General features: G+C 65.5%; 22 protein-coding genes and 1 pseudogene. 4 read left to right on the forward strand and 19 right to left on the reverse strand.

The features are described 5' to 3' along the window. Positions 1 to 431: 431 nt before the first annotated feature. The 11 genes from FGU64_RS16260 to FGU64_RS16310 all read right to left on the reverse strand — a co-directional run bounded on the left by FGU64_RS16260 (position 432) and on the right by FGU64_RS16310 (position 11,813). Positions 432 to 1,181, reverse strand: a complete 750-nt coding sequence (locus tag FGU64_RS16260; protein ID WP_139954127.1) for an ABC transporter ATP-binding protein — start codon at positions 1,179 to 1,181, stop codon at positions 432 to 434. After that, positions 1,178 to 2,032 (reverse strand): ABC transporter ATP-binding protein, encoded by an 855-nt coding sequence (locus tag FGU64_RS16265; RefSeq protein WP_139954128.1) that lies wholly within the window; start codon positions 2,030 to 2,032, stop codon positions 1,178 to 1,180. Before FGU64_RS16265 ends, FGU64_RS16260 begins: the two co-directional genes overlap by 4 nt. Next, positions 2,029 to 2,955, reverse strand: coding sequence for a nickel transporter permease (nikC, locus tag FGU64_RS16270; RefSeq protein ID WP_139954129.1), 927 nt, complete (start codon positions 2,953 to 2,955; stop codon positions 2,029 to 2,031). The genes FGU64_RS16265 and nikC overlap by 4 nt, the downstream gene beginning before the upstream one ends. A gap of 148 nt (positions 2,956 to 3,103) precedes the next feature. Beyond that, entirely contained in the window at positions 3,104 to 4,168 is a 1,065-nt protein-coding gene (locus FGU64_RS16275) for an ABC transporter permease (protein WP_139954130.1), read from the reverse strand. 16 nt (positions 4,169 to 4,184) lie between these two features. Continuing rightward, a complete protein-coding gene (locus FGU64_RS16280; protein WP_136354309.1) occupies positions 4,185 to 5,825 on the reverse strand; it encodes an ABC transporter substrate-binding protein in 1,641 nt (546 codons plus the stop codon). A 118-nt stretch (positions 5,826 to 5,943) separates the two neighbouring features. Next, positions 5,944 to 7,002, reverse strand: coding sequence for a D-alanine:D-lactate ligase-like protein (locus FGU64_RS16285; protein WP_139954131.1), 1,059 nt, complete (start codon positions 7,000 to 7,002; stop codon positions 5,944 to 5,946). Positions 7,003 to 7,097: 95 nt separating this feature from the next. Continuing rightward, positions 7,098 to 7,973 carry an SMP-30/gluconolactonase/LRE family protein gene (locus FGU64_RS16290; RefSeq protein ID WP_139954132.1) on the reverse strand — a complete coding sequence of 292 codons (876 nt, stop codon included), beginning with the start codon at positions 7,971 to 7,973 and terminating at the stop codon, positions 7,098 to 7,100. Continuing rightward, positions 7,970 to 8,611 (reverse strand): 2-dehydro-3-deoxy-6-phosphogalactonate aldolase, encoded by a 642-nt coding sequence (locus tag FGU64_RS16295; protein ID WP_139954133.1) that lies wholly within the window; start codon positions 8,609 to 8,611, stop codon positions 7,970 to 7,972. The genes FGU64_RS16290 and FGU64_RS16295 overlap by 4 nt, the downstream gene beginning before the upstream one ends. After that, on the reverse strand, positions 8,608 to 9,552 hold the full coding sequence (locus FGU64_RS16300) for a 2-dehydro-3-deoxygalactonokinase (RefSeq protein ID WP_139954134.1): 945 nt from the start codon (positions 9,550 to 9,552) through the stop codon (positions 8,608 to 8,610). The genes FGU64_RS16295 and FGU64_RS16300 overlap by 4 nt, the downstream gene beginning before the upstream one ends. After that, entirely contained in the window at positions 9,549 to 10,313 is a 765-nt protein-coding gene (locus tag FGU64_RS16305; RefSeq protein ID WP_139954135.1) for an SDR family oxidoreductase, read from the reverse strand. The genes FGU64_RS16300 and FGU64_RS16305 overlap by 4 nt, the downstream gene beginning before the upstream one ends. Before the next feature lie 150 nt (positions 10,314 to 10,463). Then, positions 10,464 to 11,813 (reverse strand): EAL domain-containing protein, encoded by a 1,350-nt coding sequence (locus tag FGU64_RS16310; RefSeq protein WP_139954136.1) that lies wholly within the window; start codon positions 11,811 to 11,813, stop codon positions 10,464 to 10,466. Positions 11,814 to 12,037: 224 nt separating this feature from the next. Between FGU64_RS16310 and gshB the strand changes: the two genes are divergently transcribed. Beyond that, positions 12,038 to 12,979 carry a glutathione synthase gene (gene gshB / locus FGU64_RS16315; protein ID WP_139954137.1) on the forward strand — a complete coding sequence of 314 codons (942 nt, stop codon included), beginning with the start codon at positions 12,038 to 12,040 and terminating at the stop codon, positions 12,977 to 12,979. A 219-nt stretch (positions 12,980 to 13,198) separates the two neighbouring features. Then, the gene (locus FGU64_RS16320; RefSeq protein ID WP_139954138.1) at positions 13,199 to 14,152 is read left to right on the forward strand and encodes an IS1595 family transposase; all 954 of its coding nucleotides are present in this window, start codon (positions 13,199 to 13,201) and stop codon (positions 14,150 to 14,152) included. Between the two features lie 233 nt (positions 14,153 to 14,385). Here the strand turns inward: FGU64_RS16320 and FGU64_RS16325 are convergent, their stop codons facing one another. Both FGU64_RS16325 and FGU64_RS16330 read right to left on the reverse strand, forming a co-directional pair. After that, on the reverse strand, positions 14,386 to 14,622 hold the full coding sequence (locus tag FGU64_RS16325) for a DUF3800 domain-containing protein (protein ID WP_139954139.1): 237 nt from the start codon (positions 14,620 to 14,622) through the stop codon (positions 14,386 to 14,388). Beyond that, positions 14,612 to 15,061, reverse strand: coding sequence for a hypothetical protein (locus FGU64_RS16330; RefSeq protein ID WP_139954140.1), 450 nt, complete (start codon positions 15,059 to 15,061; stop codon positions 14,612 to 14,614). The genes FGU64_RS16325 and FGU64_RS16330 overlap by 11 nt, the downstream gene beginning before the upstream one ends. An 89-nt stretch (positions 15,062 to 15,150) precedes the next feature. On the opposite strand from FGU64_RS16330, the gene FGU64_RS16335 reads away from it, so the two are divergent. Further along, on the forward strand, positions 15,151 to 15,435 hold the full coding sequence (locus tag FGU64_RS16335) for a hypothetical protein (protein WP_139954141.1): 285 nt from the start codon (positions 15,151 to 15,153) through the stop codon (positions 15,433 to 15,435). 1,168 nt (positions 15,436 to 16,603) lie between these two features. On the opposite strand, the gene FGU64_RS16340 is transcribed toward FGU64_RS16335, so the two are convergent. The 3 genes from FGU64_RS16340 to FGU64_RS16350 form a co-directional block, all read right to left on the reverse strand. After that, the gene (locus FGU64_RS16340) at positions 16,604 to 16,942 is read right to left on the reverse strand and encodes a DUF2958 domain-containing protein (RefSeq protein WP_139954142.1); all 339 of its coding nucleotides are present in this window, start codon (positions 16,940 to 16,942) and stop codon (positions 16,604 to 16,606) included. Beyond that, positions 16,939 to 17,148 carry a hypothetical protein gene (locus FGU64_RS16345; RefSeq protein WP_139954143.1) on the reverse strand — a complete coding sequence of 70 codons (210 nt, stop codon included), beginning with the start codon at positions 17,146 to 17,148 and terminating at the stop codon, positions 16,939 to 16,941. The genes FGU64_RS16340 and FGU64_RS16345 overlap by 4 nt, the downstream gene beginning before the upstream one ends. Before the next feature lie 199 nt (positions 17,149 to 17,347). Further along, positions 17,348 to 19,108, reverse strand: coding sequence for a recombinase family protein (locus FGU64_RS16350; RefSeq protein ID WP_139954144.1), 1,761 nt, complete (start codon positions 19,106 to 19,108; stop codon positions 17,348 to 17,350). Positions 19,109 to 19,173: 65 nt separating this feature from the next. Between FGU64_RS16350 and FGU64_RS16355 the strand changes: the two are divergent. Beyond that, positions 19,174 to 20,070 (forward strand): annotated as a pseudogene (locus FGU64_RS16355) (ATP-binding protein); the annotation flags it as partial. A 984-nt stretch (positions 20,071 to 21,054) separates the two neighbouring features. On the opposite strand, the gene FGU64_RS16365 reads toward FGU64_RS16355, so the two are convergent. From FGU64_RS16365 to FGU64_RS16375, 3 genes are all read right to left on the reverse strand, one after another. Then, positions 21,055 to 21,678 (reverse strand): transglutaminase-like cysteine peptidase, encoded by a 624-nt coding sequence (locus tag FGU64_RS16365; protein WP_139954146.1) that lies wholly within the window; start codon positions 21,676 to 21,678, stop codon positions 21,055 to 21,057. A gap of 196 nt (positions 21,679 to 21,874) precedes the next feature. Further along, positions 21,875 to 23,152: a polyhydroxyalkanoate depolymerase gene (locus tag FGU64_RS16370; protein WP_139954147.1), complete on the reverse strand. Its 1,278-nt coding sequence runs from the start codon at positions 23,150 to 23,152 to the stop codon at positions 21,875 to 21,877. 258 nt (positions 23,153 to 23,410) lie between these two features. Next, the gene (locus tag FGU64_RS16375; protein WP_136354352.1) at positions 23,411 to 23,770 is read right to left on the reverse strand and encodes a septal ring lytic transglycosylase RlpA family protein; all 360 of its coding nucleotides are present in this window, start codon (positions 23,768 to 23,770) and stop codon (positions 23,411 to 23,413) included. Positions 23,771 to 24,046 lie beyond the last annotated feature (276 nt).

Below are 24,046 nucleotides of genomic sequence, written 5' to 3' on the forward strand. Positions count from 1 at the left end.
GGCGGCCCGCTGGCTCGGTCGAGGCCCGGACTTGGGGGTTCATCACCCAGCCGCCTACCGTAGACGACCAGCCCGGCACCGTCCCCTGCCACAAGCGCCCGGTTCGCGACCCGCGTTCCCGCACAGGAGATGACGGGCAGTATGGAGCGGGTAGAAAGGACGGGGATAGATTTCGGGAAAATGCTTTGCGGAAGGAGGCGCGGCATGGGCGTCTCCCTCTCCCCGTTCACGGGGAGAGGGTAAGGATGAGGGGCAGCGCCAACGTCGCAGAACAGGCGCCGCCCCTCACCTGCCTGCCGGCATCCTCTCCCCGTAAACGGGGCGAGGAAAGCAGCTTCCGCGTTGCACTCCGTCCACTCTGGCCGTCGCCAATGTTCTCATGCAAGGACTGGCGATGGCATGACGGGACCGACAGGGCGGTCGCCCGTGGCTCACCCGGCGCGGGCAAAGCCTTCCGAGGCTTTGAGCAGGCGCTTCGTATAGTCCTTCTCGACACGGTGCGCGGCGAGGTCGGGGGCCGCGAGCGTTTCGACCACCTCGCCGTTCTGCATCACAGCCAGCCGTCCGCACATATGGGTGACGACGGCGAGGTCGTGGCTGACCATCAGGAAGGTGAGGCCGCGCGCGCGGCGGACCTGTTCCAGAAGGTTCAGCACTTCTGCCTGCACCGAGGCGTCGAGCGCCGAGGTCGGCTCGTCGAGCAGGAGGATCGACGGTTCGAGGATCAGCGCACGCGCAATCGCCACGCGCTGGCGCTGGCCGCCGGACAACTGGTGCGAATAGCGGAAGCGGAAGCCGGACCCCAGCCCCACCTCGTCCAGCGCGCGGCGGATGCGCTGTTCGCCGTCGCCGATTCCGTGGATGGCGAGCGGCTCCTGCAACAGCCGGTCTACCGTCTGGCGCGGATGCAGCGAGCCGTAGGGGTCCTGGAAAACCATCTGCACCTGTCGGTAGAAGGCTTTGTCGCGACGGCGGCCGAGCTGTCTGCCGTCCAGCGCAATGGTTCCGGCTGTGACCGGCGCCAGCCCGGCGACGGCCCTGAGCAGCGTCGATTTGCCGGAGCCGGATTCGCCGACCAGCCCGAAGGATTCGCCTGGCTGCACGGCGATGCTGACGCCCTTGAGCGCGCGGAAGCGGTCGAAGACGACTTCGAGGTCGGTGACGGCGAGGGCGGCGGTCACTGCGCCCACTCCGCCTGCCGTTGCAGCACCGGCAGCGGGTGCCGGTCGGCGCCGATCTTCGGCATGCAGTCGAGCAGGCCGCGCGTGTAGGGATGCTCGGCTTGCGACAAGTCCGACGCCCTCAACTGCTCGACCACCTTGCCGGCATACATGACGACGACGCGGTCGCAGAAGGAGGAGACGAGGCGCAGGTCGTGCGAGATGAAGATCAGCCCCATGCCGCGTTCCGCCACCAGCCGGTCGAGGATGGCGAGCACGTCGAGCTGCACGGTGACATCGAGCGCCGAGGTCGGTTCGTCGGCGATCATCAGTTCCGGCCCGGCGATCAGCATCATGGCGATCATGGCGCGCTGGCCCATGCCGCCAGAGACTTCGTGCGGATGCAGGTCGAAGACGCGTTTGGGGTCGCGGATCTGCACGGCCGCCAGCATGTCCAATGCCCGCTCGCGCGCCTCGGCCTTCGTCACCCTCTCATGGGTGCGCAGCGTCTCGATGATCTGCCGGCCGATGGTCATCACCGGGTCGAGCGAATATTTCGGATCCTGCAGGATCATGGCGATGCGTTTTCCCCGCAGCGCGCGGCGCTCGCGCGGCGGCAGCGCAAGCAGGTCGAGCCCGTCGAAGGCGAGTGTCTTCGCCGAGACCTCGGCCTGCGGCGGCGTCAGCCCCATGATGGCGCGGCCGGTCTGCGACTTGCCGGAGCCGGATTCGCCGACGATGCCCAGCCGCTCGCGGCCGAGCGCGAACGACACGCCGCGCACCGCCTCGATGCGGCCGGTGCGGGTCGGGAAAGTAACGCGCAGGTCCTCGACGTCCAGCAGGTTGCCGCCGCTCCTTGCCGCCTTGTTCATTGGTCGCCGCTCCGCGGGTCGAGCGCGTCGCGCAAGCCGTCGCCGAGCAGGTTGAAGCCCAGCGAGACGATCAGGATGGCGACGCCCGGCGCGCCGGCCACCCACCACTGGTCGAGGATGAAGCGACGGCCCGACGCGATCATCGCGCCCCATTCGGGCAGCGGCGGCTGCGCGCCGAGCCCGAGGAAGCCGAGGCCGGCGGCGGTCAGGATGATGCCGGCCATGTCGAGGGTGACGCGCACGATCAGCGAGGAGAGGCAGAGCGGCATGATGTGGCGAAGCACGATGCGGAAGGGCGAGGCGCCCATCAGTTCCACCGCCTTGATGAAGTCGGAATTGCGCACCGTCAGCGTCTCGGCACGGGCGATACGTGCGTAGGGCGGCCACGACGTGATGGCGATCGCCAGCACCGCGTTCTCGATGCCGGGGCCGAGGGCCGCGACGAAAGCCAGCGCCAGCACCAGCTTGGGGAAGGCGAGGAAGATGTCGGTGATGCGCATCAGGACGGCGTCGATCCAGCCGCCGGCATAACCGGAGACGGTGCCGACGGCCAGGCCGACGGGGGCCGCGATGATCGCCACAAGCACCACCACGAAGAGCGTCAGCCGCGAGCCGTGGACGATGCGCGAATAGATGTCGCGGCCGAGGTCGTCGGTGCCGAACCAATAGTCGGCGGACGGCGGCAGAAGTCGCGCGTTCTTCAGGTCGCCGATATAGGGCGAATGGGTGGCGAGCACGTCGGCGAGGGCGGCCACCACCAGAAGGGCGATGATGATGAAAAGCCCAACCATGGCGAGCCTGTTGGCCGAGAAACGCCGCCAGGTGACATAGGCGCGGCCGAGCCGCGCCTGCATGCGCGAGGCCGGCCGTTCGGAGAGCAGCCATTCGCGGCGGGAAAGGGAGGCAGCGTCGGAGGTGGTCATGGGAGGGCCTCCGGCGAGAGATGGTTGCGCGAAATACCCCCACCCCTAGCCCCTCCCCTCAAGGGGGAGAGGGACTTGGCATGCGGCAGCTTCCCCTCCCCCTTGCGGGGAGGGGCTAGGGGTGGGGGTGGCCAATGAAGTTCCGCCCTCATCGCACCTTCGTCCTCGGGTCGAGCAGCTTGTAGAGCAGGTCGGAGAACAGGTTGATGGCGATGAAGACCGAGCCGATGACGATGGTGCCGCCGAGCACGGCGTTCATGTCGGCGTTCTGCAACGAATCGGTGATGTAGAGGCCGATGCCGGGCCAGGAAAACACCGTCTCGGTCAGCACCGAGCCTTCCAGCAGCCCGGCATAGGACAGCGCGATCACCGTCACCATCGGCACCGCGGCGTTGCGCAGCGCGTGGCCCCAGATGATGCGGGTTTCCGACAGGCCCTTGGCGCGCGCGGCGACGACGTATTCCTGGCTGAGCTCGTTCAGCATGAAGGAACGCGTCATGCGGCTGATATAGGCGAGCGAAAAATAGCCGAGCAGCGCGCCGGGCAGGACGATGTGGCGGAACACGTCCCAGAACACGTCCCACTGGCCCTGCAGGGCCGAATCCAGCAGGTAGAAGCCGGTGACCGGCGTGAAGGTGTACTGGTAGACGATGTCGATGCGGCCGGGGAACGCCACCCATTGCAGCTTGGCGTAGAACAGCACCAGCGCCAGCAGCGCCAGCCAGAAGATCGGCACCGAATAGCCGACGAGGCCGACGACGCGCACGAACTGGTCGGCCAGGCTGCCGCGCTTCACCGCCGCCAGCACGCCGAGCGGGATGCCGAGGATGGTGCCGATCAGGGTGCCGACCGTGGCCAGCTCGATCGTCGCGGGGAAGACGCGGCGGATGTCGGCCATCACCGGGTTGGTGGTCAGCACCGAGGTGCCGAAATCGCCGTTCAGCGCCGCCTTGATGTAGATCCAGAATTGCTCGATCAGCGGCAGGTCGAGCCCCATCTCGCGGCGCGTGCGCTCGACCACGCTTTCGGGCGCGCGGTCGCCGAGCACGGCCAGAACCGGGTCGATCGGGATGACCCGGCCGATGAAGAAGGTCACGGCGAGCAGGCCGAGATAGGTCGTTGCCGCGATCAGCAGGAAGCGGCCGATGCCGCCGGCGATGGCGAGCGCGCGGCCGCTGCCGCGCGCCCCCGCCTGTTGTTCAACCGCGCTCAAGGAAACGGCCTTCCGGCTATTCCTTGGAAACCTGACTGACGAAGTTGGTGTCGAAGCTCGGGCCGAGCTTGAAGTCCTTCAGGTTGGCGCGCAGGCCGGCGACTTCGAGCTGCTGGTGGATGATGACGAAGGGGCTTTCCTCCAGCGCCTTCTTCTGCAGCTCCTGGTACATCGCCGCGCGCTTGGCCGTGTCCTTCTCCAGAAGCGCGGCTTCCGTCTGCTTGGTCAGTTCCGGGATGTCCCAGGCGTTGCGCCAGGCCAGCGTCTTGGTCTTGCCGTCGTCGGAATTGTCGGGATTGGAGACGAAGGTCTGCGCGTTCGAGTTCGGATCGAAATAGTCCTGCCCCCACTGGCCGATATAGATGTCGTGGTTGCGGGCGCGGTACTTGGTCAGGGTCTGCTTGCCGTCGCCGGGGATGATCTCGATCTTGACGCCGGCCTGCGCCGCCGTCTGCTGGATCGATTCCGCCATGGCCGTCGTCGGCTGGCCGTTGCGCACGTCCATAGTGACGCTGAAGCCGTCCTTCAGCCCGGCCTTCTCCAGCAGCTCCTTGGCCTTGGCGACATCGAGCTTGAAGGGGTTCTCGTCCAGTTCGCCGAGGTCGCCCTTGGGCAGGAAGGTCTGGTGGATTTCGCCGATGCCCTTGAGGATGGTCGAGCCCAGCGCGTCGTAGTCGACGAGGTACTTGAACGCCTGGCGCACTTCCGGCTTGGCCAGCTTCTCGTTCTTCTGGTTCAGGCTGATGTACCAGACCGTACCCTTGGGCGCGCTCACCGTGGCGAGGTCCTTGTTGTCGGCGATGGCGTTGAGGTCGTTCGGCTCGAGGTTGCGGGCGACGTCGATGTCGCCGGCCTGCAGGGCCAGGCGCTGCGCCGAGCTTTCCTTCATGTGGCGATAGATGACGCGGGCGAGCTTGGGCTTCTCGCCCCAGTAATTGTCGTTGCGCTCCATGACGACGGCCTCGTTGGCCTTCCATTCGCGCAGCTTGAAGGGGCCGGAGCCGGCATAGCCGGTCTTCATCCAGCCGTTGCCGAAGTCGTTGTCCCACTTATGGTCGGCGTCTGGCGTCACCGCCACGGCGTGTTCCTTGACCAGCTTGGAATCGACCACGGAGCCTACCGTGGAGGACAGGCAGTTCAGCACGAAGCTCGGCGCATAGGACTTGTCGACGGTGAACTGGAAGGTGGTGTCGTCCACCGCCTTGGCCTTTTCGGCGACGTTGTCGCCGGTGATGCCGAACTGGTTGATGATGAAGGCCGGGCTCAGGTCGAGCTTGACGACGCGCTCGAAGGAGTAGGCGACGTCGGCGGCGGTGATCGGGTTGCCGGAGGCGAACTTCAGGCCGGGCTTGAGCTTGAAGGTGTAGACGAGGCCGTCGTCCGAGATCGTCCAGCTCTCGGCGAGGTCGCCCTTGACCTTGGAGGTGTCGTTGAGGTCGATGCGGATCAGAAGGTCGTAGGTGTTGCCCGTCACTTCCGCCGTCGACAGTTCGAACGCCTCGGCCGGGTCGACGCTGATGATGTCGTCGATGGCGAAGCCCTCGACCAGCGTGTCGGCCGGCGTCACGGCGAAGGCGGGCGATGCCGCCACGAAAGCGGACAGGGCGGCGCCTGCCAGCCACATGCGGGAGCGCAGGGCGATCTTTTCCATCATCATCGGAGTGTTCCCTTTGTTTTGTTAGAGGGTTCGATCAGGGTGCGTTCAGGCCGGATCGAACGATGGGCCGAACCATAGCGGGCGGTTTCGTCGCCAGCAACAGCGCTTTTGACGGTCATCACAGCCGGCCCGTGAGCCGGTTGGCGGCGGTCGCCGCCATCGCCTCGGACAGGCTCATCGCCCAGCATTCGCGGCAATAGGCACGGAAGTCGAAGCAGGGCAGGCCGGGACAGACCTCGAATTCGATGAGGTGGAGCGTGTCGTCGGCCTCGACGCGCAGGTCGAGCGAAAAGACGTCGCGCAGGCCGAGGCCGCGCATCAGCCTGTCGGCGAGCGCGCGGATGCGGGCGTCGGCGCCGGGCTGGCTGCGCGCCACCGGCTCCAGCACCGGCTCAGTGTAGCGGCCTTCGGCTTTGGCGGCCGCGCCGGTGTCGCCGTAGAGGGCGAGGCTGTCTTCCATGGTCTGGAAGTCGGCGCCGGAATCGACGAAGGAGATGCCCAGCGCCTCCGTGCCGGCGGCAGGTTCGACGGCGAGGAAGGAGGCCCGCGCGTTGCGGCCGGCGACATAGGGCTGGACGATCGCGTCGTCATGATAGTGAGCGAAGATGCGCCGGCTAAGTTCAAGCGCGTGATCCAACTCGAAGCAGCGGGAATCCGGCCAGATGCCGATCTTGGCACCGAGCCGGTTCGGCTTGACGAACCAGCCCTGCGCGGAGGCGGGCGGCGGCGCCAGCCATTCGCCGTCGCGCGCCAGGCCGGCGGGCGGAACCGGCAGGCCGAGAGCTGAAAGCACGGCGCCGGCGCGGAACTTGTCCTGGCACAGCGCGAACACCGAATCGTCGGCGCCGATGGTCCGGAAGCCGCTGAGCCGCGCCAGCGCCGGCGCCGCGCCGCCACGGAAATAGGCGATGCCGTCTGTCAGCGTCCACACGAGCGTCGATGCCGGATCGCGCTGGGCAAGGGCCGCCGCCGCATCGTCCAGTTCCGCCGGTGAGAAGCGCAGGCCACGCGCCGCGCAGGCGGCGGCGATGGCGTCGAATTCGGCCGCCAGGTCGGTCGACTGGGCGAGGTAGGAGGCGATCTCGGCCGCGCGCTGCGGTTCGAAGCCCTCGGCAGCCAGCCGGTCGAGGCAGGCCCGTTCGGGCTCATGGATCAGAACGAGTTCCGGGCTGGGCATGCTTCTTGGGGGTCCGATGATCCGGTCAGTCTCGCATTCGCGCAGGGCTCGGCATCCGATAAAACCGACGCGGGATCACCAGCGGCGCGACATGCTCAGATCAGCACGCGCGGCTCGAAGCGGCCGCGCACCGGCAGGTCGATCAGGAAGGTCTTGCCGGCTTGCGGGTCGGCGGCGCGCTGGTCGGCATCCATGTCCGCCCAGGCCGAGGTGACGGCGAGCCGGTCCGCATCCGGTCCGTAGAAGGCAGGGCAGGAGGGCTGCCTTGTCGGCATGCGGACCGAGCGCGTCAGCTTGCCCTCGGGAGAATAGGCGTTGACGCACGCCTCGCCCCAGCGGGCGTTCCACAGCGTCCCGTCGAGGTCGACCACCGAGCCGTCATGGTCGCCGCTGCCGCCGCCACGGTCGGCGAACACCTTCGCCTCGCCGATTGGCAGGCCGGTGGCCGGGTCGCAGGCGGTGCGCATGATCAGGCCTGACTTGGAATCGGTGTAGTAGGCGACCGTGCCGTCGGCGGTGAAGGCGATGGAATTGGGGATGGAGATGTCGGCGAACAGCCGCCGCAACTCGCCCTTGAACAACCAGTAGATCGAGCCGGCGCCGGTCTCGGCTTTCTTGCCCATGGTGCTGATCCAGAAGGCGCCGCAGGGATGGACGCGGGCGTCGTTGGAGCGCGTCACGTGATTGTCGACCTCGACCGGCGTGTGCAGCGTGAGTTTGCCGGTGGCGACGTCGCGCAGGTAAAGCCCGTCCTCGGCCGAAATGAGTTGCCGGCCGCCATCGACAATGGCGATGGCGCTGGCCATGCGGCCGAGCGGATGGGTTTTCGTTTCGCCGTCGTAACGATGCTCGACCAGCAAGCCGTTGACGATATCGAACCAGTAGAGCGAGCCGCTCGTCGGATCGTAGCTCGGCCCCTCGCCGAGTTCGCAGACGGTGTCCGACAGGGCCGTGACGGCAGGTTCGCTCATGTGCTTCTCCCGAAGACGGAATCCCAGGCGGCAACGGCGGCGCGCGCCTTCGCCGCCACTTCGGCCACCGTCATGCCCGGCTTGAACAGGCTGGAGCCCAATCCGAACACGCTGACGCCCGCCGCCTTGTAACCGGCGAAATCCTTGTCGGAGACGCCGCCGACGGCGCCGACCAGCGTCTCGGCCGGCAGCACGGCGCGCATCGCCGCGATGCCGCCCGGGCCGAGCACGCTGGCCGGGAAGAATTTCAGCGCCGAGGCGCCGAGGCGGATCGCCTGGAAGGCTTCGCTCGGGCTGAACACGCCGGGCATCGTCACCATGCCATGATGCGCGGCGCGCTTCATCACGTCGGCGTCGATGTTGGGGCTGACCAGCAGGCGGCCGCCGGCACCGTGCAGGCGGTCCACGTCGGCTTCCGTCAGCACCGTGCCGGCGCCGACCAGCGCCGTCGCCGGCAGTGCCGCGGCCAGGCGCTCGATCGATGTGAACGGATCGGGCGAATTGAGCGGCACTTCGATCGCCTCGATGCCGGCGGCGAAAATCGCTTCGCCGATGGCGAGTGCCTCGTCCGGCTTCAGTCCGCGCAGGATGGCGACCAGCCCGCGCGCGAGTTTCGGAAAGGGGGCCGTTTGTATCATGCGGGCTCCTGCGTCGAAGCGATCATGCCGTTCTCGCGTGCGGCGGCGAAAAGGCCGGCGCGCACCGCCTCGTCGGCGTCGACCGGCCGGATGGCGTGCCCGGCCAGGCCGAGGGCTGCGCCATAGAGCACGCCCAGAGCGCCGGAAGCGACGAGCGCGACCGGCTGCTTGCCAGCTGGGTATCGGCGAGCCGCCGAGGCGATCTCGGCGCCGATCAGAAGGCCGGAGAGACAGGCTGCGGCATCGACCGGGCCGAGCCCGTGCAGCAGGCCGGCGGCGCGGATGGAAAACAGCCGGCCCGTGATATCGCCGCCTTCGGCAAGTGCCGCCTCGCACCAGCGCCGGAACGCCGGGCTGTCGGCGGTCACGGCGGCGGGATGCTCGCCCAGCGAATGGCGCAGGATGGAGTGCGCCGCCAGAACGGAAAACAGTTCGCCCGTCGGCCATGTGCCGAAGCCGGTCACCGCCCCGTCATCGACCGCGACCCATTTGGAATGCGTGCCGGGCATGCACACGATGTGCCGGCCCTTGCCTCCGAGGCCGGCGCCGGCAAGTTGCGTCTCCTCGCCGCGCATGACATCGGGCGCATCGGCCAGCCGCTGCGCCATGCCGGGCACGATGCGGATGTCGCGGCCGGCGTCCGGCACCTCGAGGGCACCGCGCAGCACGGCTGAAAGCGGCGACGGCACGTCGACATAAGGGGCTTCCAGCCAGCCCTGGCGGGCGCCCACCATGCCGCACATGATGACCGGCAGACCGGCTGGCGCGCCGGCCGCCGCCAGATGCCCCTCCAGAACGGCGGCAAAGCCTTTGTCGCGGGCGCTGATCAGGCCGTCGTCGCCGCGCTGCTCGGCCAGCACCGCGCCAGAACCGTCGAGCAGCCAGAGCCTCAGCCGAGTCGTGCCCCAGTCGACTGCCGCGATGGCCGGTGCGGCGCTCACAGCACCCCTCCGTCGACGATCAGCGTCTGCGCCGTCAGCATGGCGGAGGCGTCGGAGGCGAGGAACAGGCAGGGCCCCACCATGTCGTCGGCCACCATCATGCGCGGGATCGCCTGGCGCGCGATGTGGCTGTCGAGATTGTCCCCCTTCACCCACAGCTTCCGTTGCCGTTCGGTGACGACCCAGCCCGGCGCGATGGCGTTGACGCGGATACCGTGCCGGCCGTAGCGCCCGGCCATGCCTTTGGTCAGGCCGACGATACCCGCCTTGGCGGTCGTATAGGCCGGCATGTCGCCCATGTTGAGCATGAAGGACGTCGAGGTGAAGTTGACGATGGCGCCGTGGCCGACAGCCTTCATGCCCGGCACCACCGCCTGCACTGTGAAGAAATGCGGCCTGAGGTTGACGGCGAGGTTGGCGTCCCATTCCTCCGGCGTGACGTTTTCGGCGGCATGGCGATCGTCGCGCGCGGCGTTGTTGACCAGCACCGTCACCGGCCCGTGTCGGGCGGCTGCCTCAGCGATGGCGGCGCGCAGCGCGCCGACATCGGCGAGGTCGGCCTTCAGGTGGAGCGGGCGGTTGCCGGTTTCGGCGAGCGCCTCGCACAGCGCCCGGCTGGGTTCCTCGGCGATGTCGATGAAGGCCACCCTGGCGCCCTGCCGCGCGAAGCCTTCGGTCAGCGCCGCGCCGATGCCGGAGCCGCCGCCGGTGATCAGCACCGAGGCGCCCTCAAGGTCGGCGAACCGCGCCGATGGCATCATGGTCTTCTCCCTCCACCGGCGGCGACAGGCCGCGATGCGCGGGCGCATCCTAGCCGGCCGCGATGCGCGGGCAAGCGCGAAAAGCGGCGCCTGGCCTGTTTTGTCGGACAAAATCGCCGCAACGGCGGCTCGGTCGCCTCCCGGCCGCCGTCACACCGCCTTGATGCGTTGTGCGCCGCGGAAGGAATCGCGCAGGTAGCCGAGCGTGGCCTCGGCGTCGGCCGGCTTGCCGAACAGGTAGCCCTGGCCGCCGCCGCAGCCGAACTGGATGAGCCTGTCGGCCTGCGCCTCCTCCTCGATGCCCTCGGCGACCACGTCCATGCCCAGCCCCTCGCACATCGCCAGGATGGCGCGGATGATGTGCTCCGACGGTTTGTCCTCCAGGATGGAAGAGACGAAGGCGCGGTCGATCTTGAGCTTGTCGAAATGGAATTCGCGCAGGCGGCCGAGCGACGACTGGCCGGTGCCGAAATCGTCCAGCGAGACGCGGATGCCCACCCGCTTCAGGTCCTCGACGATCTTCTCGGCCGAGGCCGGGTCGTTCATCAGGCCGGTTTCGGTGATCTCGACCTCCAGCCGGCGCGGATCGAAGCCGTTGCGGTCGAGGATCGACAGGATGTGCAGGCCGGTGTTCTGGTCGACGAGCTGCGAAGGCGACAGGTTGAACGACAGGAAAAGGTCCTTCGGCCAGGCGCGCGCGGCTTCCGTCGCCTTGCGCAGGATCAGCTGCGACAGCGGCCCGATGATGCCGCGTTCCTCGGCGATCGGGATGAAGACGGCCGGCGAGATGGAGCCGAGGTCGCGGTCGGTCCAGCGCGCCAGCGTCTCGAAGCCGATGACGCGGCGCGTGGCGAGGTCGACGATGGGCTGGAAGTGCGGCTCCACCTCGCCCGCCGAGACGGCGCGGCGCAGCGCCTGCTCGATGCGGGTGACGTGCTTGGCCGCCTCCTCCATCTCGCGCGTATAGACCATCACCTTGCCGCGCCCCGAGCGCTTGGCGTGGTAGAGCGCGGTCTCGGCCTTGTTGACCAGGATCTCGGTCGTTTCGTCGCCGGAATAGAACAGCGAGCAGCCGACGGAGGCCGAAAGGCGGGCGGTGCGCTCGCCGACGTCGTAGGGCGCCGACAGGATCTCGATCAGCATGCGCGCCCTCTCGGCGGCCGCTTCCTCGGAAAACACCATCGGGTAGAGGAAGGCGAACTCGTCGGCGCCGATGCGGCAGACGCTGGAATGCGAATCCATCGAGGCGCGCAGGCGCATCGCCACCTGGATGAGGATGTCGTCGCCCGCCTTGTGGCCGAACAGGTCGTTGATGGGCTTGAAGCCGTCGAGGTCGACGATGCCGACGGCAAAGGGTGCGGGGTCATCGGCACGGTCGGCGATCAGCCGCTCCACCTTGTCGAAGAAGCGGCGGTGATTGCCCAGTCCCGTCAGCGGATCGGTGAAGGCCAGATCCGTTCCATCCCTGTATGCCTGCCCGGTGCCAAACGAAGTTTGCATCGGTTTTCCTGTTCTGATGCCGGAAATTGCGGCGACCATGGCAGAAAACCGTTTAGGAAAAGTATCTCCGGCGCATTTCTATGACGAAATACGCCGGATTGTGGACAGATGTGTCTGGTTCCTCGTTTCACGCTGCTGACGGCAACGTTCAAAACGGAACGATTGGCAGCGCCCCGCCAAGCCTGTAGAGCAGGGCGCACCGCAAGCCGGAGACTGAGACCGCCATGCCGCTCGATATCGCCGTCCAGATGGACCATGTCAGAACCGTCAACATCGTCGGCGACACGACGTTCGCGCTGTCGCTGGAGGCGCAAAGGCGCGGCCACAGGCTTTATCATTACACGCCCGACCGGCTGGCCATGGTCGGCGGCAAGGTCTTCGCCCGTCTCGAGCCGATGACCGTGCGCGACGAGAAGGGCGACCACTTCTCGCTCGGCGAGCCGGTGCGCACCGATTTGTCCGAGATGGACGTGGTGCTGCTGCGCCAGGACCCGCCCTTCGACATGAACTACATCACCACCACGCACATGCTGGATCGCATCCATCCGAAGACGCTGGTGGTCAACGACCCGGCCTGGGTGCGCAACAGCCCGGAAAAGATCTTCGTCACCGAGTTTCCCGACCTGATGCCGGAAACGCTGATCACCAAGGACCCGGCCGAAGTCGCCGCCTTCCGCAGGCAACATGGCGACATCATCGTCAAGCCGCTCTACGGCAACGGCGGCGCCGGCGTCTTCCACCTTCCCGAGGCCGACCGCAACCTCGCCTCGCTCTTGGAGATGTTCGCCCAGCTTTTCCGTGAGCCGTTCATCGTCCAGCGCTACCTGAAGGACGTGCGCAAGGGCGACAAGCGCATCATCCTCATCGACGGCGAGCCGGTCGGCGCCGTCAACCGTGTGCCGGCCGAGACCGAATCGCGCTCCAACATGCATATCGGTGGCCGCGCCGAGAAGACCGAGCTGACGCCGCGCGAGCGCGACATCTGCGCGGCCATCGGCCCGGAACTGAGGCGCCGCGGCTTCATCCTGGTCGGCATCGACGTGATCGGCGACTACATGACCGAGATCAACGTCACCTCGCCGACCGGCATCCGCGAGATCAAGCGTTTCGGCGGCGCCGACGTCGCGGCCCTGTTCTGGGATGCGGTGGAAGCCAAGCGCACGTAAGGCATCGTGTCGAAAAGTGGATGCCGGTTTTCGGCAAAAGCGATGCGGAAACAGAAGCTGCGCCTGGTGCGCCGGATTTGTTCCACCGGCGCAACCGGATGCAACCGCGCTACAGCTTCGGCGCGAAATTGTTCTTGAAATGTTCTTGATCTGATCGGGCGATTATATATTTGACAAACCCAACGGATTGGGCGATAACCGTTTCAAGGAGTTATCGTCATGTCCGTCCTGTCCCGCCCATACTTCCACGACGAAGCCGCCGCCTTCGAGCATGTCGAGGCGATGATGTGGCCGCAGGGTCCGGTTTGCTTCCATTGCGGTTCTATGGACAAGCACTACGCATTGAAGGGCGTCCGCACAAAGCCGTCCAAGAAGAACCCGCATGGTGTCGAGCGTCACGGCCTCTACAAGTGCGCCGCCTGCCGCAAGCAGTTCACCGTCCGCATGGGCACGATCTTCGAAGAAACCCACCTGCCGCTGCACAAGTGGTTGCAGGCGATCCACCTCATGTGTTCGTCAAAGAAGGGCATTTCAGCCCATCAGCTTCACCGCGTTCTGGAATGCACCTACAAGACCGCTTGGTTCCTTGCGCACCGCATCCGCGAAGCCATGCGTTCGGACGACTTCACGCCCATGGGAGGCAACGGCAAGACCGTGGAAGTGGATGAGACGTTCATCGGCCGCCTGTCCGGTATGCCGAAGCTTCGCGACAGCCGCGCCCACAAGAACACGGTGCTTACCCTTGTCGAGCGCGGCGGCATTGCCCGCTCCTTCCATATCGACGGCACCACCGTTGCCCGCATCGTCCCGATTGTCCGCGCTAACATCGCCAAGGAAAGCGCGCTGATGACTGACGAAGCCCGCCACTACGTCCGCGTTGGTGGCGAGTTTGCCTCACATGGTCGTGTCGAGCATTCCGCGAATGAGTACGGTCGCACCGAGGGCAGCGTGAAGATCAACACCAACACGGTCGAGGGCTTCTATTCGATCTTCAAGCGCGGCATGAAGGGCGTGTACCAGCACTGCGCCGAACATCACCTGCACCGCTATCTGGCGGAGTTCGATTTCCGCTATTCGCATCGTTCGGCGATGGGTATTGACGACGCAGTGCGGTCGCTGGTCGCGTTGAAGGGCGCCAAGGGCAAGCGCCTCACGTACCGGCAACCTGTGTGACGCCAAGAAGGATCACTACCGAAAGCCGATCCAGTTGAAGCTGCCCCTGTGGAGGGCTGGACCATTTCGGAAGCGGAACAAGCCTTGAGACGCACGTTTATTTTTGCACAGGGATTCACAATTGATTCGAGGCTTGCTATCTTTTCAATGCCCGCAGCGTCGGGGAACTTCGTGTGAACCGAAGTGCGTGGGACTATAATGAGCCGCCCTCGGAGGATTCTAAGGGCGGCTTTTTATACGGTGGCAATGCCATCATTTCTGTATTTTGTAGCCCTTAGGTTAACTACGCCCGGAGCGATAAAATCGTAGAGCGTATGATGATTGCGCCCCACGCGTTTAGCCGGAAGCGTGCCGCGCTGATGTTCAAGTTTCAGCCTTGCTGCATATGCTATGAAGTCCGCCATTTGCACAAAATAAGAAAGATGTGAGTGTTTGAAGTTCGCGTCTTTAGGGAACATATCAAGCGGCATATTTTTGTTCCTTGCGGACGACGAAACTGTCGTGCACCGGAAGCACGGTGATACCCGCGCACACCGTCAGGTCGCGCAACACCGACTTCGCCATCTCCGCGTCCAGATTCTGAAGCCGAAGGCCGATACCGGAATGAAAAGCATCGGCCACAGCCGCGTGGCGTTTCTTCATGGCGGCGATCAGCGCGGCCGCCGTCTTCCGATTGTTGCCGACATAAGGCTGGATCGCACCCAGTGCCTCGGGGTAGCTGCCTGTATTCAGCAGGATGTTGAAGACACGTTTGCAAACCTTCCGGTTCCAGCCGGCCATCGTGTAGGCGTCGCCGCTCGGTTTCTGTCCGGCAACGGCATAGAGCAGGCGGGGGTGGAGCATTTGGTAATCCAGCTCCACGGTCGCGCCGCCTTCGATGAGCAGGTGTTCGCGGTCGATGCCACGCACTTGTTGCCACCATCCTCCGTAGTAGCGCCCGCCCAGCGTCCAGGCGCCGTTATAGCGCGGTATAGGGCGTTCATCCGGGTGTAGACGGTATGATCGCCAAGGCCCTCGTCGAGCCATTGCAGGAAACCGGGAAAGTAGATGGTGCCGGCCTCCTCGTCGTGAACGACGCCGTTGATATGGCCGAGCCGGATATCGGCGCTGGCGATGTGCCCGTTGACGGCTTCCAGGAAACGGCGATCGCGCATGGTGCGCTCGGTGTCCCGGTAGCCGATCAGGTGGCCATCGGCACCCTTCAACCGGATGATTTCTCCAACGCGATAGTCAGGCCTCGGCAACACGATATCAGCCAGGCCGGGCGTAGGGCGGAAGGATGACTGGACGCCCGTTCCGCCGGGACGCCCTGTCACCTTGTCATGGTCAACCAGCAGCCCGACCTCGACAAGCGCGTCGATAGCCGGCACTACGGTGTCGTAGCCGTAGTCGGTCCCCTCATAACGGCCGGCCACCGCGTAGAATGCCTTCCGACGACTATAGGAAATCCGCCTGACGGGGTTTTCGCGCGCGGACAGGGCCGCGTCGTAGACGATCGATGCCATGGCCCGCTCGCCCCGCCTCGACCTGCAAGCCGGGAGGTCCAGGCTACGCGACAGGGTTTCGTAGTCGGCTTTCCATCGGAAGCTGAGCGGGCGGTCACGATGGCCGGGTGCATAGCCTTCCGGTGCGGTTGATATATCTAATTGTTGACATTCTTCGGTCGGAAGGGGGCGTCGGTCAGCCAGGAGGAAACCCGGCCGGGCGCTCACCCGTCGATGTGACGGGGACGATTGACCTGTGCTGTGCCGACCATCATCATGGAACCCTTACCAACACGCCACCCGGAGGGAACCCCATTCCCGTTGAAGGGTGGCGTTTCCATTGGACGCCGCTTTGAAGCGGGCGTCCAGCCCCGGCCAACGGCCGGCGCGAAAGAGAATGCAGCGTATAAGGCGTAGCCTCCAGAACGACCGGAACCGCATCCATTGCCGGGCGGGAGGCGAAGCAAATTCGCGGCGCCTCGATCGGTTCAACAAGGCGGTCTAAGGAGGGTCAGCATAGCGGCGCTAACAGCGGAACCGGGACTGTCCGCCTCCGACGAGGGGACAACAGCCGAAACGGCAGTTTCGTCAAAACAGGGCCATTTTGCCGAAAATAGGAATTTGTTCTCCCGGTTATTTGGCCATACAGCGCGATTCTCACCTCGCCATGGGTTCCAGGTCACGGAAAAAATCCGGCGTTCCTTCGAATTTCGAACGACCGGATCGTTTCGAAATTCGAAGTTTTCGACGCTTCGACAGTCAAAACATCATGCGCTCTGCCGTTCGATCACTTGGTGGGCGTCCGGCAGGAACCATCCCGGCTCCATAGCCAGGATCATCCGACGACCCCGCGTTCCTTCGAAATTCGGAGTTTTTCGATGCTTCGATAGTCGAAACGTCATGCCTCACTCGGCCGTTCGATCGCGTGGTTGGCGTCCGGAAAAAATCCCGGACGCCGTGGCCAGGATCACGCGATGATCCGGCCTTTTCGCCGGGCTTCGGATGCGTACTCTGACAACGTCTTCGTCGGGCGAAAATGCCGATCGATTTCCAGCAGAAGGCCGAACCGGGTTCGGGTGGCCGCAAGCTCCGAGATGTCGACGTAGCCGAGTTCGGGGCAGCCTTGGCCGAGGTCGCACAAGCCGAATGCGATCTTGAGGTTGGCGGGGCTGACTTCGGTCAGCAACCAGGTGGCCGAGCCGGAAGGATCGAAGATTTTGACGGCCGGCCTGTGGTCGAGTTCCCGACCTCGGGCGGTCATGCAACCGTTGGCCAGGAGTTCCGAGAGTAGAACGGGCGGGATCATTGCCCCACCTCCCTGTCAGCGCGGGCGCGGATGACGAGCCGTCCAGATACCGGGATGGCGGTAAGGGCGACATTGAAGCCTTGTCCGTCGGCGTGAGGCCAAGCGCAGCCGATGCGCGTCCAGTGGGCGGTGGGACCGTCGCTTTCCACCACGAAGACGCCGTGGCTGGGGCTGTGGTTCGTGGCTGTGGATTCTTTCTTTGCCATTTTGGCCTCCATGCCGGCCGCCTCTTGCGACCGTTCTGGAGATGGGAAACAGCGGAGTCAGGATTGGCTGGCAGGGTGACCGGAGGGAACGCTCGCGCTTGCCCATTGGCCGCCAGTCCGACCGCTGTAGAGGAAATCCCAGGAACGACGCGGGAGCGATTGGAATCAGGAGAGCGATGGCAGGGAAGGAAGGGAGCGCCTACGAAGCGCCTCCAGCTTTGGCGAGGCGACGTTTGAGAAAGAAGGCATTGGCCGCCCGGACAGCATCGGGGTCTTCCTCTGGGAAGATATCGGGGTCGATTCCATGAGGCTCCGAATCGGAGCTCAGTTCGAGCCGCCAGTTTCCGCTGTCGTAGGTGAAAGGGACCTGATCCGCCGGGACATCAGCGCGCGGTTTCAGGTGCGCGATGATGCTAAGCTCGGGATGAAAATCGACCATCTCGACCAGTTGCCGAAGCTGCTCAGCGAGGCGGACGCGGATGGCCGTGCGCTCCTCGCCCTCGGCCTCGCCCATGGCGCGGTTGAGGTCCACGGCCTCGGCCAACCGGGCTTTCAATCCGGGGTCGGCCGCGGTCTGGGCTAGGGCCTTTTCCGCTCCTGCGAGTTCAGCCTTAAGCGCCGTCACGTCGGCAACAAGTTCCCGGTATCGCGCCAGCGAATCCGGGTCCATGTCTTCGACTGCTTCCAGCATCGCGGCCCGGTTCTTTCTGCGTTTCTCAGCATCGGCGAGCCTAGCCTTCACGCTCTCGACCTTTTCAAACTCGCCGTGCGATGCCTCGCCGCGCAAGATCGCATCCGCGTCGATATATGTCAGATGTTTCAAAAGCCGCCGCTCGATCTCATCGACGCGCCAACGATTCATGTTGTCGCAACCCGCCCTCCGGCGAGCCGTGTCGCACTCGAAATAAAGTCCCCCTCTCGGCAGGGGGCCTTTGTTAATGATGTGCATGGGGCCGTGGCAAATGCTGCAACGGCCGAGCCCAGTGAGTAGATGGGAGACACCGCTTCCACGTCGGCCAGCGGCTCCGCGCTGGACAACCCGCCCGTCGTCGTCGGTCACGCGACGACGCGAGGCGATCACCGCTTGCGCCCGCCAATACGTATCTTCGTCCAGAATCGCAGGGTAGTAGCCTCTAATCGGCTCGGCCTCCTTCTGGTACGTCCGGAAGCGGGTGCTTCCGGTGCCGGGGAAAAAGTCGCCAATGACAGCCCGGTTGGTCAGGATCTTGGCGACAGAGGAGGCATGCCAACCTGTCGGCTTCCTCTTGCGGTTTTCGCCAGCGCGGAAGTTCGGGATGCCTTCTTCATTCAAGCGGTGGACGATCGTGCGACGCCCGTACCCGTCGATAGTCTCGCGAAAAACGCGTCGGACGATTTCAACCCGGTCGGCCCGCTCGATGAATCGGCCATCTTCAAGAGACAGCCATTCGGGTGCCCGCTTCGTCAGCTTATGTTCGCCGGCGCGGGCGCGTTCCCGTTTGTCGGCCCATGCTTTCCCCACATTGTTCGACTTCCGGGCGGACTCAAGGTGAGCCTGAGACAGCTTGACGACAAGAAGCAGCATCGGGGACACGTCCGGCCCCGTCAGGCGCTCTTGTGAATATTCCTGCCCATCATCGACGGTCACGACGGTTATGCCCGCCGTAGCGAGGTCGAATAGGCGCGCCGTCGATGTCATGGCGTTCTGTCGGGAGAAGCGGTCCCAGGATTCAATCAGGAGATATGAACCTCGCTCGATCTCCCCCGCCTGCACGGCATCCACGAAGCGGCCCAGCGCACCCTCGGTGAAATTGGCCCCCGTGTAACCGGACTTGCCGAGGTCGTGGAAACGCAGTTTGTCGTCAAGCTCGACCCCCTTGCGCTTGCACCAGTCGAGCGCGGCGGCCATCTGGCGACGATAGGAATCGCCTTCCGCCTGTTCTGGCGTTGAAAATCGTAGGTATGAGTAGGCTTTAGGCATAATCTCGACGGGTATCCGCTCCGCATTAATATCCGGTGTTGGTAGATTAATTAATGTAGCATACCCTCCTGATGGTCGGCCCGCCCGGCTCCGGCAAGTCGATGCTGGCGCAACGCCTGCCGTCGATCCTGCCGCCGCTGACGCCGAAGGAATTGCTGGAAGTCTCGATGATCGCTTCCGTCGCCGGCGAGCTGGCGGAAGGCCGGTTGACCGACCGGCGGCCGTTCCGCGCGCCGCACCACTCGGCCTCGATGGCGGCGCTTGTCGGCGGCGGCCTGCGCGCGCGGCCCGGCGAAGTGTCGCTCGCCCATCACGGCGTGCTGTTCCTCGACGAACTGCCGGAGTTTTCGCCGCAGACGCTGGATGCGCTGCGCCAGCCGCTGGAAACCGGCGAATGCATGATCGCGCGGGCCAACCACCGCATCACCTATCCGGCCCGCATCCAGCTGGTGGCGGCGATGAATCCGTGCCGCTGCGGCATGGCTGGCGAGCCGGGCTACCGCTGCGCGCGCGGCGAACGCTGCCGCAGCGATTATCAGGCGCGCATTTCCGGTCCGCTGCTCGACCGCATCGACCTCAGGGTCGAGGTGCCGGCGGTCTCGGCCGGCGACCTGATCCGCTCCGAGCGCGCGGAAGAAAGTGCGGCTGTGGCCGCCAGGGTGGCGCGGGCGCGCGCCGTCCAGCGCGAGCGCTTCGAGCGGAACGGCGCCGGCGCGGTGGCCTGCAACGCGCAATGTCCGGCCGGCCTGATCGAGACGCTCGCCGCACCCGACGCGGCGGGCGTGGCCCTGTTGCGCGACGCCAGCGAGAAGCTCGGCTTTTCGGCGCGCGCCTATCATCGGGTGCTGAAGGTGGCGCGCACGCTGGCCGACCTCGACGGCAGCGACACCGTCGGCCGCATCCATCTGGCCGAGGCGATCTCCTACCGCATGGCGTCCGAAAGGCTGGCGCAGGCGGCGTAGGGCGCACTGTCTCTGCGGCACGGATGGTCCGGCCTCGGCGAGACCGTTGGGACGAGGCGGCAAGAGAGTGCGGTTCCTGTTTGAGCGGAATCGTCGGAATCACTCTGTTCCCTGTCTAGCTGCATTCGTGCGACGCCGGACATTCCGTCTGGCTGCAAAATGCTTTGTCTTTTGATCCGGGCGCATTTCCGGGTGTGAAACCGTTTCACGCTTTCGCTGGAAATGCTCTCCGCTGCCGGTCCATAGTCGGCCATGTCCGGTGATCCGCATGAAGCAGTCGAATATCGTCAAGCCGTCGAGAAGGACTTCGACGCCATCGCGCATGTCTGGCGCGAAGGTGCCCGTTCCGCACTGGATCCGGCCCTGGAGCTTCCCTCCGTCGACGAGCTGCGAGCCCGGATCGACGGGGAACTGGCCTCGGGATGGGTGCTGACGGTGGCTGTCCGCAGTGGCGGCGTCGTCGGATTCCTCGCGCTGAAACCGAGGTTTGGCATTCTGGATCAGCTGTTCGTCCTGCCGTCCGCGCAGGGACAGGGAATAGGCACGGCGCTTCTGGATCGGGCGAAACGTGAGATGCCGGGCGGCTTCCGGCTCCGAACGGCGGCGGCCAACGAGAAGGCGCGCCGATTCTACCTTCGCTCAGGGCTTTCCTTCATCGGGGAGGGAATCCATCCGAAAAACGGCACCGCCGTCTGCCACTACGGATGGCAGGACAATCGGATATGGCGCGGTACCCCCACCCCTGTCCCCTCCCCGCAAGGGGGAGGGGGACGCCGACACCCTGTTTCATCGGAACTCGGCAGGGTTCGCGGTCTGTGGTGTGGCCCCGCCACAAAGTCCCCCTCCTCCTTGCGGGGAGGGGTTAGGGGTGGGGATAAACGCCGGCCGGAATGGAAGAATATTCCATATGCGATTGCCCAGCTATGGATAGAGCGCCGCGAAGGATCGAGCGGGACGTGTGCTGTGTCGCTTTTCGATGCGCGGCTACTGCACCGAGCCGACCAGCACCTGCTGGCCGTCACGGATGGAGACCCAGCGGCCGGTGTTGTTGATCGCCTGCCGCTTGAGGTAGCGGTAGCCGGTCTGGTCCCACGCCCGCACCTTGTCGGTCAGGTTGTCGAGGATGTAGTCTCCCTTGTCGGTGCGCACCGTCAGCACCGCATGGCCTTCGCCGTCCGGCTTGCGCACCACGGTGATCAGAAGATCGGCCAGCGACATGCCGAGCCGGTTCAGCCGTCGGCGCTTTTCCAGCACATAGTCCTCGCAGTCGCCGACACCCTTGTCGGGATAGGCCCAGACCTCGTCCTTGCCGTAGATCTCGAGATCGCTCATCGGCTTGACGGCGGCGTTGACGGCGGCGTTGACGCTGCCGAGCTGGCGCCACAGCGCGGTCGTCATCCTGGCCGGGCCGAGATCGCCGGGCCGGATCGAGCACTCGCCGGGATTGGCCTTGCAGAACTCATAGTGGCCGATCGGCTGCGAGGTCAGCCCGCCGGTCGCCATGCCGCCCGCCGCCGAAGCCACGCCGCCGGCCCATCCGGCTGTCGCCAGTGCCGCCGCAGCCGTCGCAAGAAGGCGCAGACCCAGCGCCACCGGTGAGGAATGCATGATCCCCGTTCACCCCTGTTGTTAACGAAACGTTAAGGGGAGTTTACACTTCGTGTCAATTAACGCCTTCGGCCGATTGGCGGCATGGTTACTCACATCGCCGTGAGAGCGGCACTTGTGCAACAGTGCCCTGAGCGCCCCCGTCTCTATGTGCGAGGGGTTTGCCGTCATGGCCGGCGGGCGCGGTGGCCCTGTTTCAGGCTCCGTTCGAGCGGACCAGCCGCGGCTTGGCCCTGGCGCGATCGCCGCGACCATGGCTTGCCATGAAGGAAACGATGCGCGGCACGATCTGGGCGCGGAAGCGCGAGCCGTTGAAGACGCCGTAGTGGCCGACGTCGGGCTGCATGTAATGCGCCTTCATGGCGTCGGGGATGTTGGCGCACAGCGCGTGCGCCGCCCGCGTCTGGCCGATGCCGGAAATGTCGTCGTTCTCGCCTTCGACCGTCAGCAGCGCCGTGTTGCGGATCGCCGCCGGCTCCACCGGCACGCCGCGATGCGTCAGCTCGCCCTTCGGCAGGGCGTGGCGCACGAAGACGGTGTCCACCGTCTGCAGGTAGAATTCGGCGGTCAGGTCCATCACCGCCAGATATTCGTCGTAGAACTCGCGGTGCTTGTCGGCGCCGTCGCCGTCGTTCTTCACCAGGTGAACGAAGAAGTCCTTGTGCGCGATGATGTGCCGGTCGAGGTTCATGCTCATGAAGCCGGACAGTTGCAGGAAGCCCGGATAGACCATGCGTCCGCAGCCCGGCACCGGCCAGGGCGCCGGCATGATGACGTTGTGGCGGAACCATTCCGTGCCCTTTTCCTTGGCCAGCACGTTCACCGCCGTCGGGTGGCTGCGGGTGTCGATCGGCCCGCCCATCAAGGTCATCGTGGCCGGCGCGAAACGGTCGCCCCTGGCCTCCATCAGCGCCACCGCCGCCAGCACCGGCACGGACGGCTGGCACACCGCCATGACGTGGGTGTCGGGGCCGAGCTTGTGCAGCATGGCGATGACGTAGTCGATATAGTCGTCGAGGTCGAAGCGGCCCTCCGTCATCGGCACCATGCGGGCGTCGACCCAGTCGGTGATGTAGACATCGGCATGCGGCAGCATGGCTTCCACCGTGCCGCGCAGGAGGGTGGCGTAGTGCCCCGACATCGGCGCCACGATCAACAGCCTGGGATCGGCCTGGCGGCCGGCGGGCAGGGCGCGTTCGAAATGCAGGAGGTTGCAGAACGGCCGCGACCAGACGGTCTTCTGGGCCACCGGCGCGGTCTTGCCGTCGACGGTCGTGGCGTCGAGGCCGAAGGCCGGCTTGCCATAGCGGCGTGTGGTGCGCTCGAACAGTTCCGCCATGGCGGCGACGGAGCGCCCCCAGGTGGTGTGGGCAACGGGGTTGAGCGGATTGGAATAGAAGATGCGCGTCGCATCGGCCAGCGCGCGTGCCGGCTGCAGCGCGGCATGGTTCATTTCATAAAGCTGATAGAACATCGAGACCTCTGCTGTCCGCCACGACCAAAAGGTCGACGCGCGGCGCCGAGCCCTCATTACGCTACAGGAAAGTTAACGCGAAATTGCTGCGGCGCAATACGTTACGGTGCGTAAGTGGGTCGATACTTTGGTCCAACGGCCGGATTTCTCTGTGATTTGGCCGCAGCCGGCTGGGAATTCGCGGCGCGCGGATGCGGCAGCGCAAAACGAAGACGCCGCCCGATGGCCGCGTCTTCGTTGATTCGGCCCGCCGAAGCGTCAGATACGGGCGGAGCAGACGGGCGCGTGGCCCGAGCCGATCATGCCGATCTGCCTGGCGGCGGCGCGCGAGAGGTCGAGCACGCGGCCCTTGATGAACGGTCCGCGATCGTTGATGCGCACCACCACGCTCTTGCCGTTGCGCTGGTTGGTCACCTTCAGGCGGGTGCCGAAGGGCAGGGTGCGGTGGGCGGCCGTCAGCGCGGCGGGATTCATGCGCTCGCCCGAGGCCGTGCGCGAATGCAGTGCGTACCAGGAGGCGCGGCCGCATTGGGCGGCGGCGGGGCTGACGGAGGCGCCGAGCGTCAGGCCGGCGGCGACGGTCGCCACGGCGAGCGCGGCTGGTGTGCAGATCTTCATTCCTTGGGAGGGCTCCGTTGACAATTACGGAGGCGCGTAGGGTCAAATGAGGCGGCAAATGGGGCGAGTTTCTGTCGGTTCCGTGGCAAAGGCACACGTTTGGAGTCGCCGCGAAACAGTATGTCAGGAGTCCAGGTGTCCTAGACTGGCCGGATTTATCAAATTGTTAACGCTTCATCCAACGCCAGGACAGCGGCGTTGCTGTTCAATTCGCGGTCTCGATTGTCCGAAACTCCCCTTCTGCTTCCAACGCGGAAGCGGGAGGCCGGCACATCC

Origin of the sequence: Mesorhizobium sp. 8, from assembly GCF_006351905.1 — a bacterium.
Lineage (GTDB): Bacteria > Pseudomonadota > Alphaproteobacteria > Rhizobiales > Rhizobiaceae > Mesorhizobium > Mesorhizobium composti.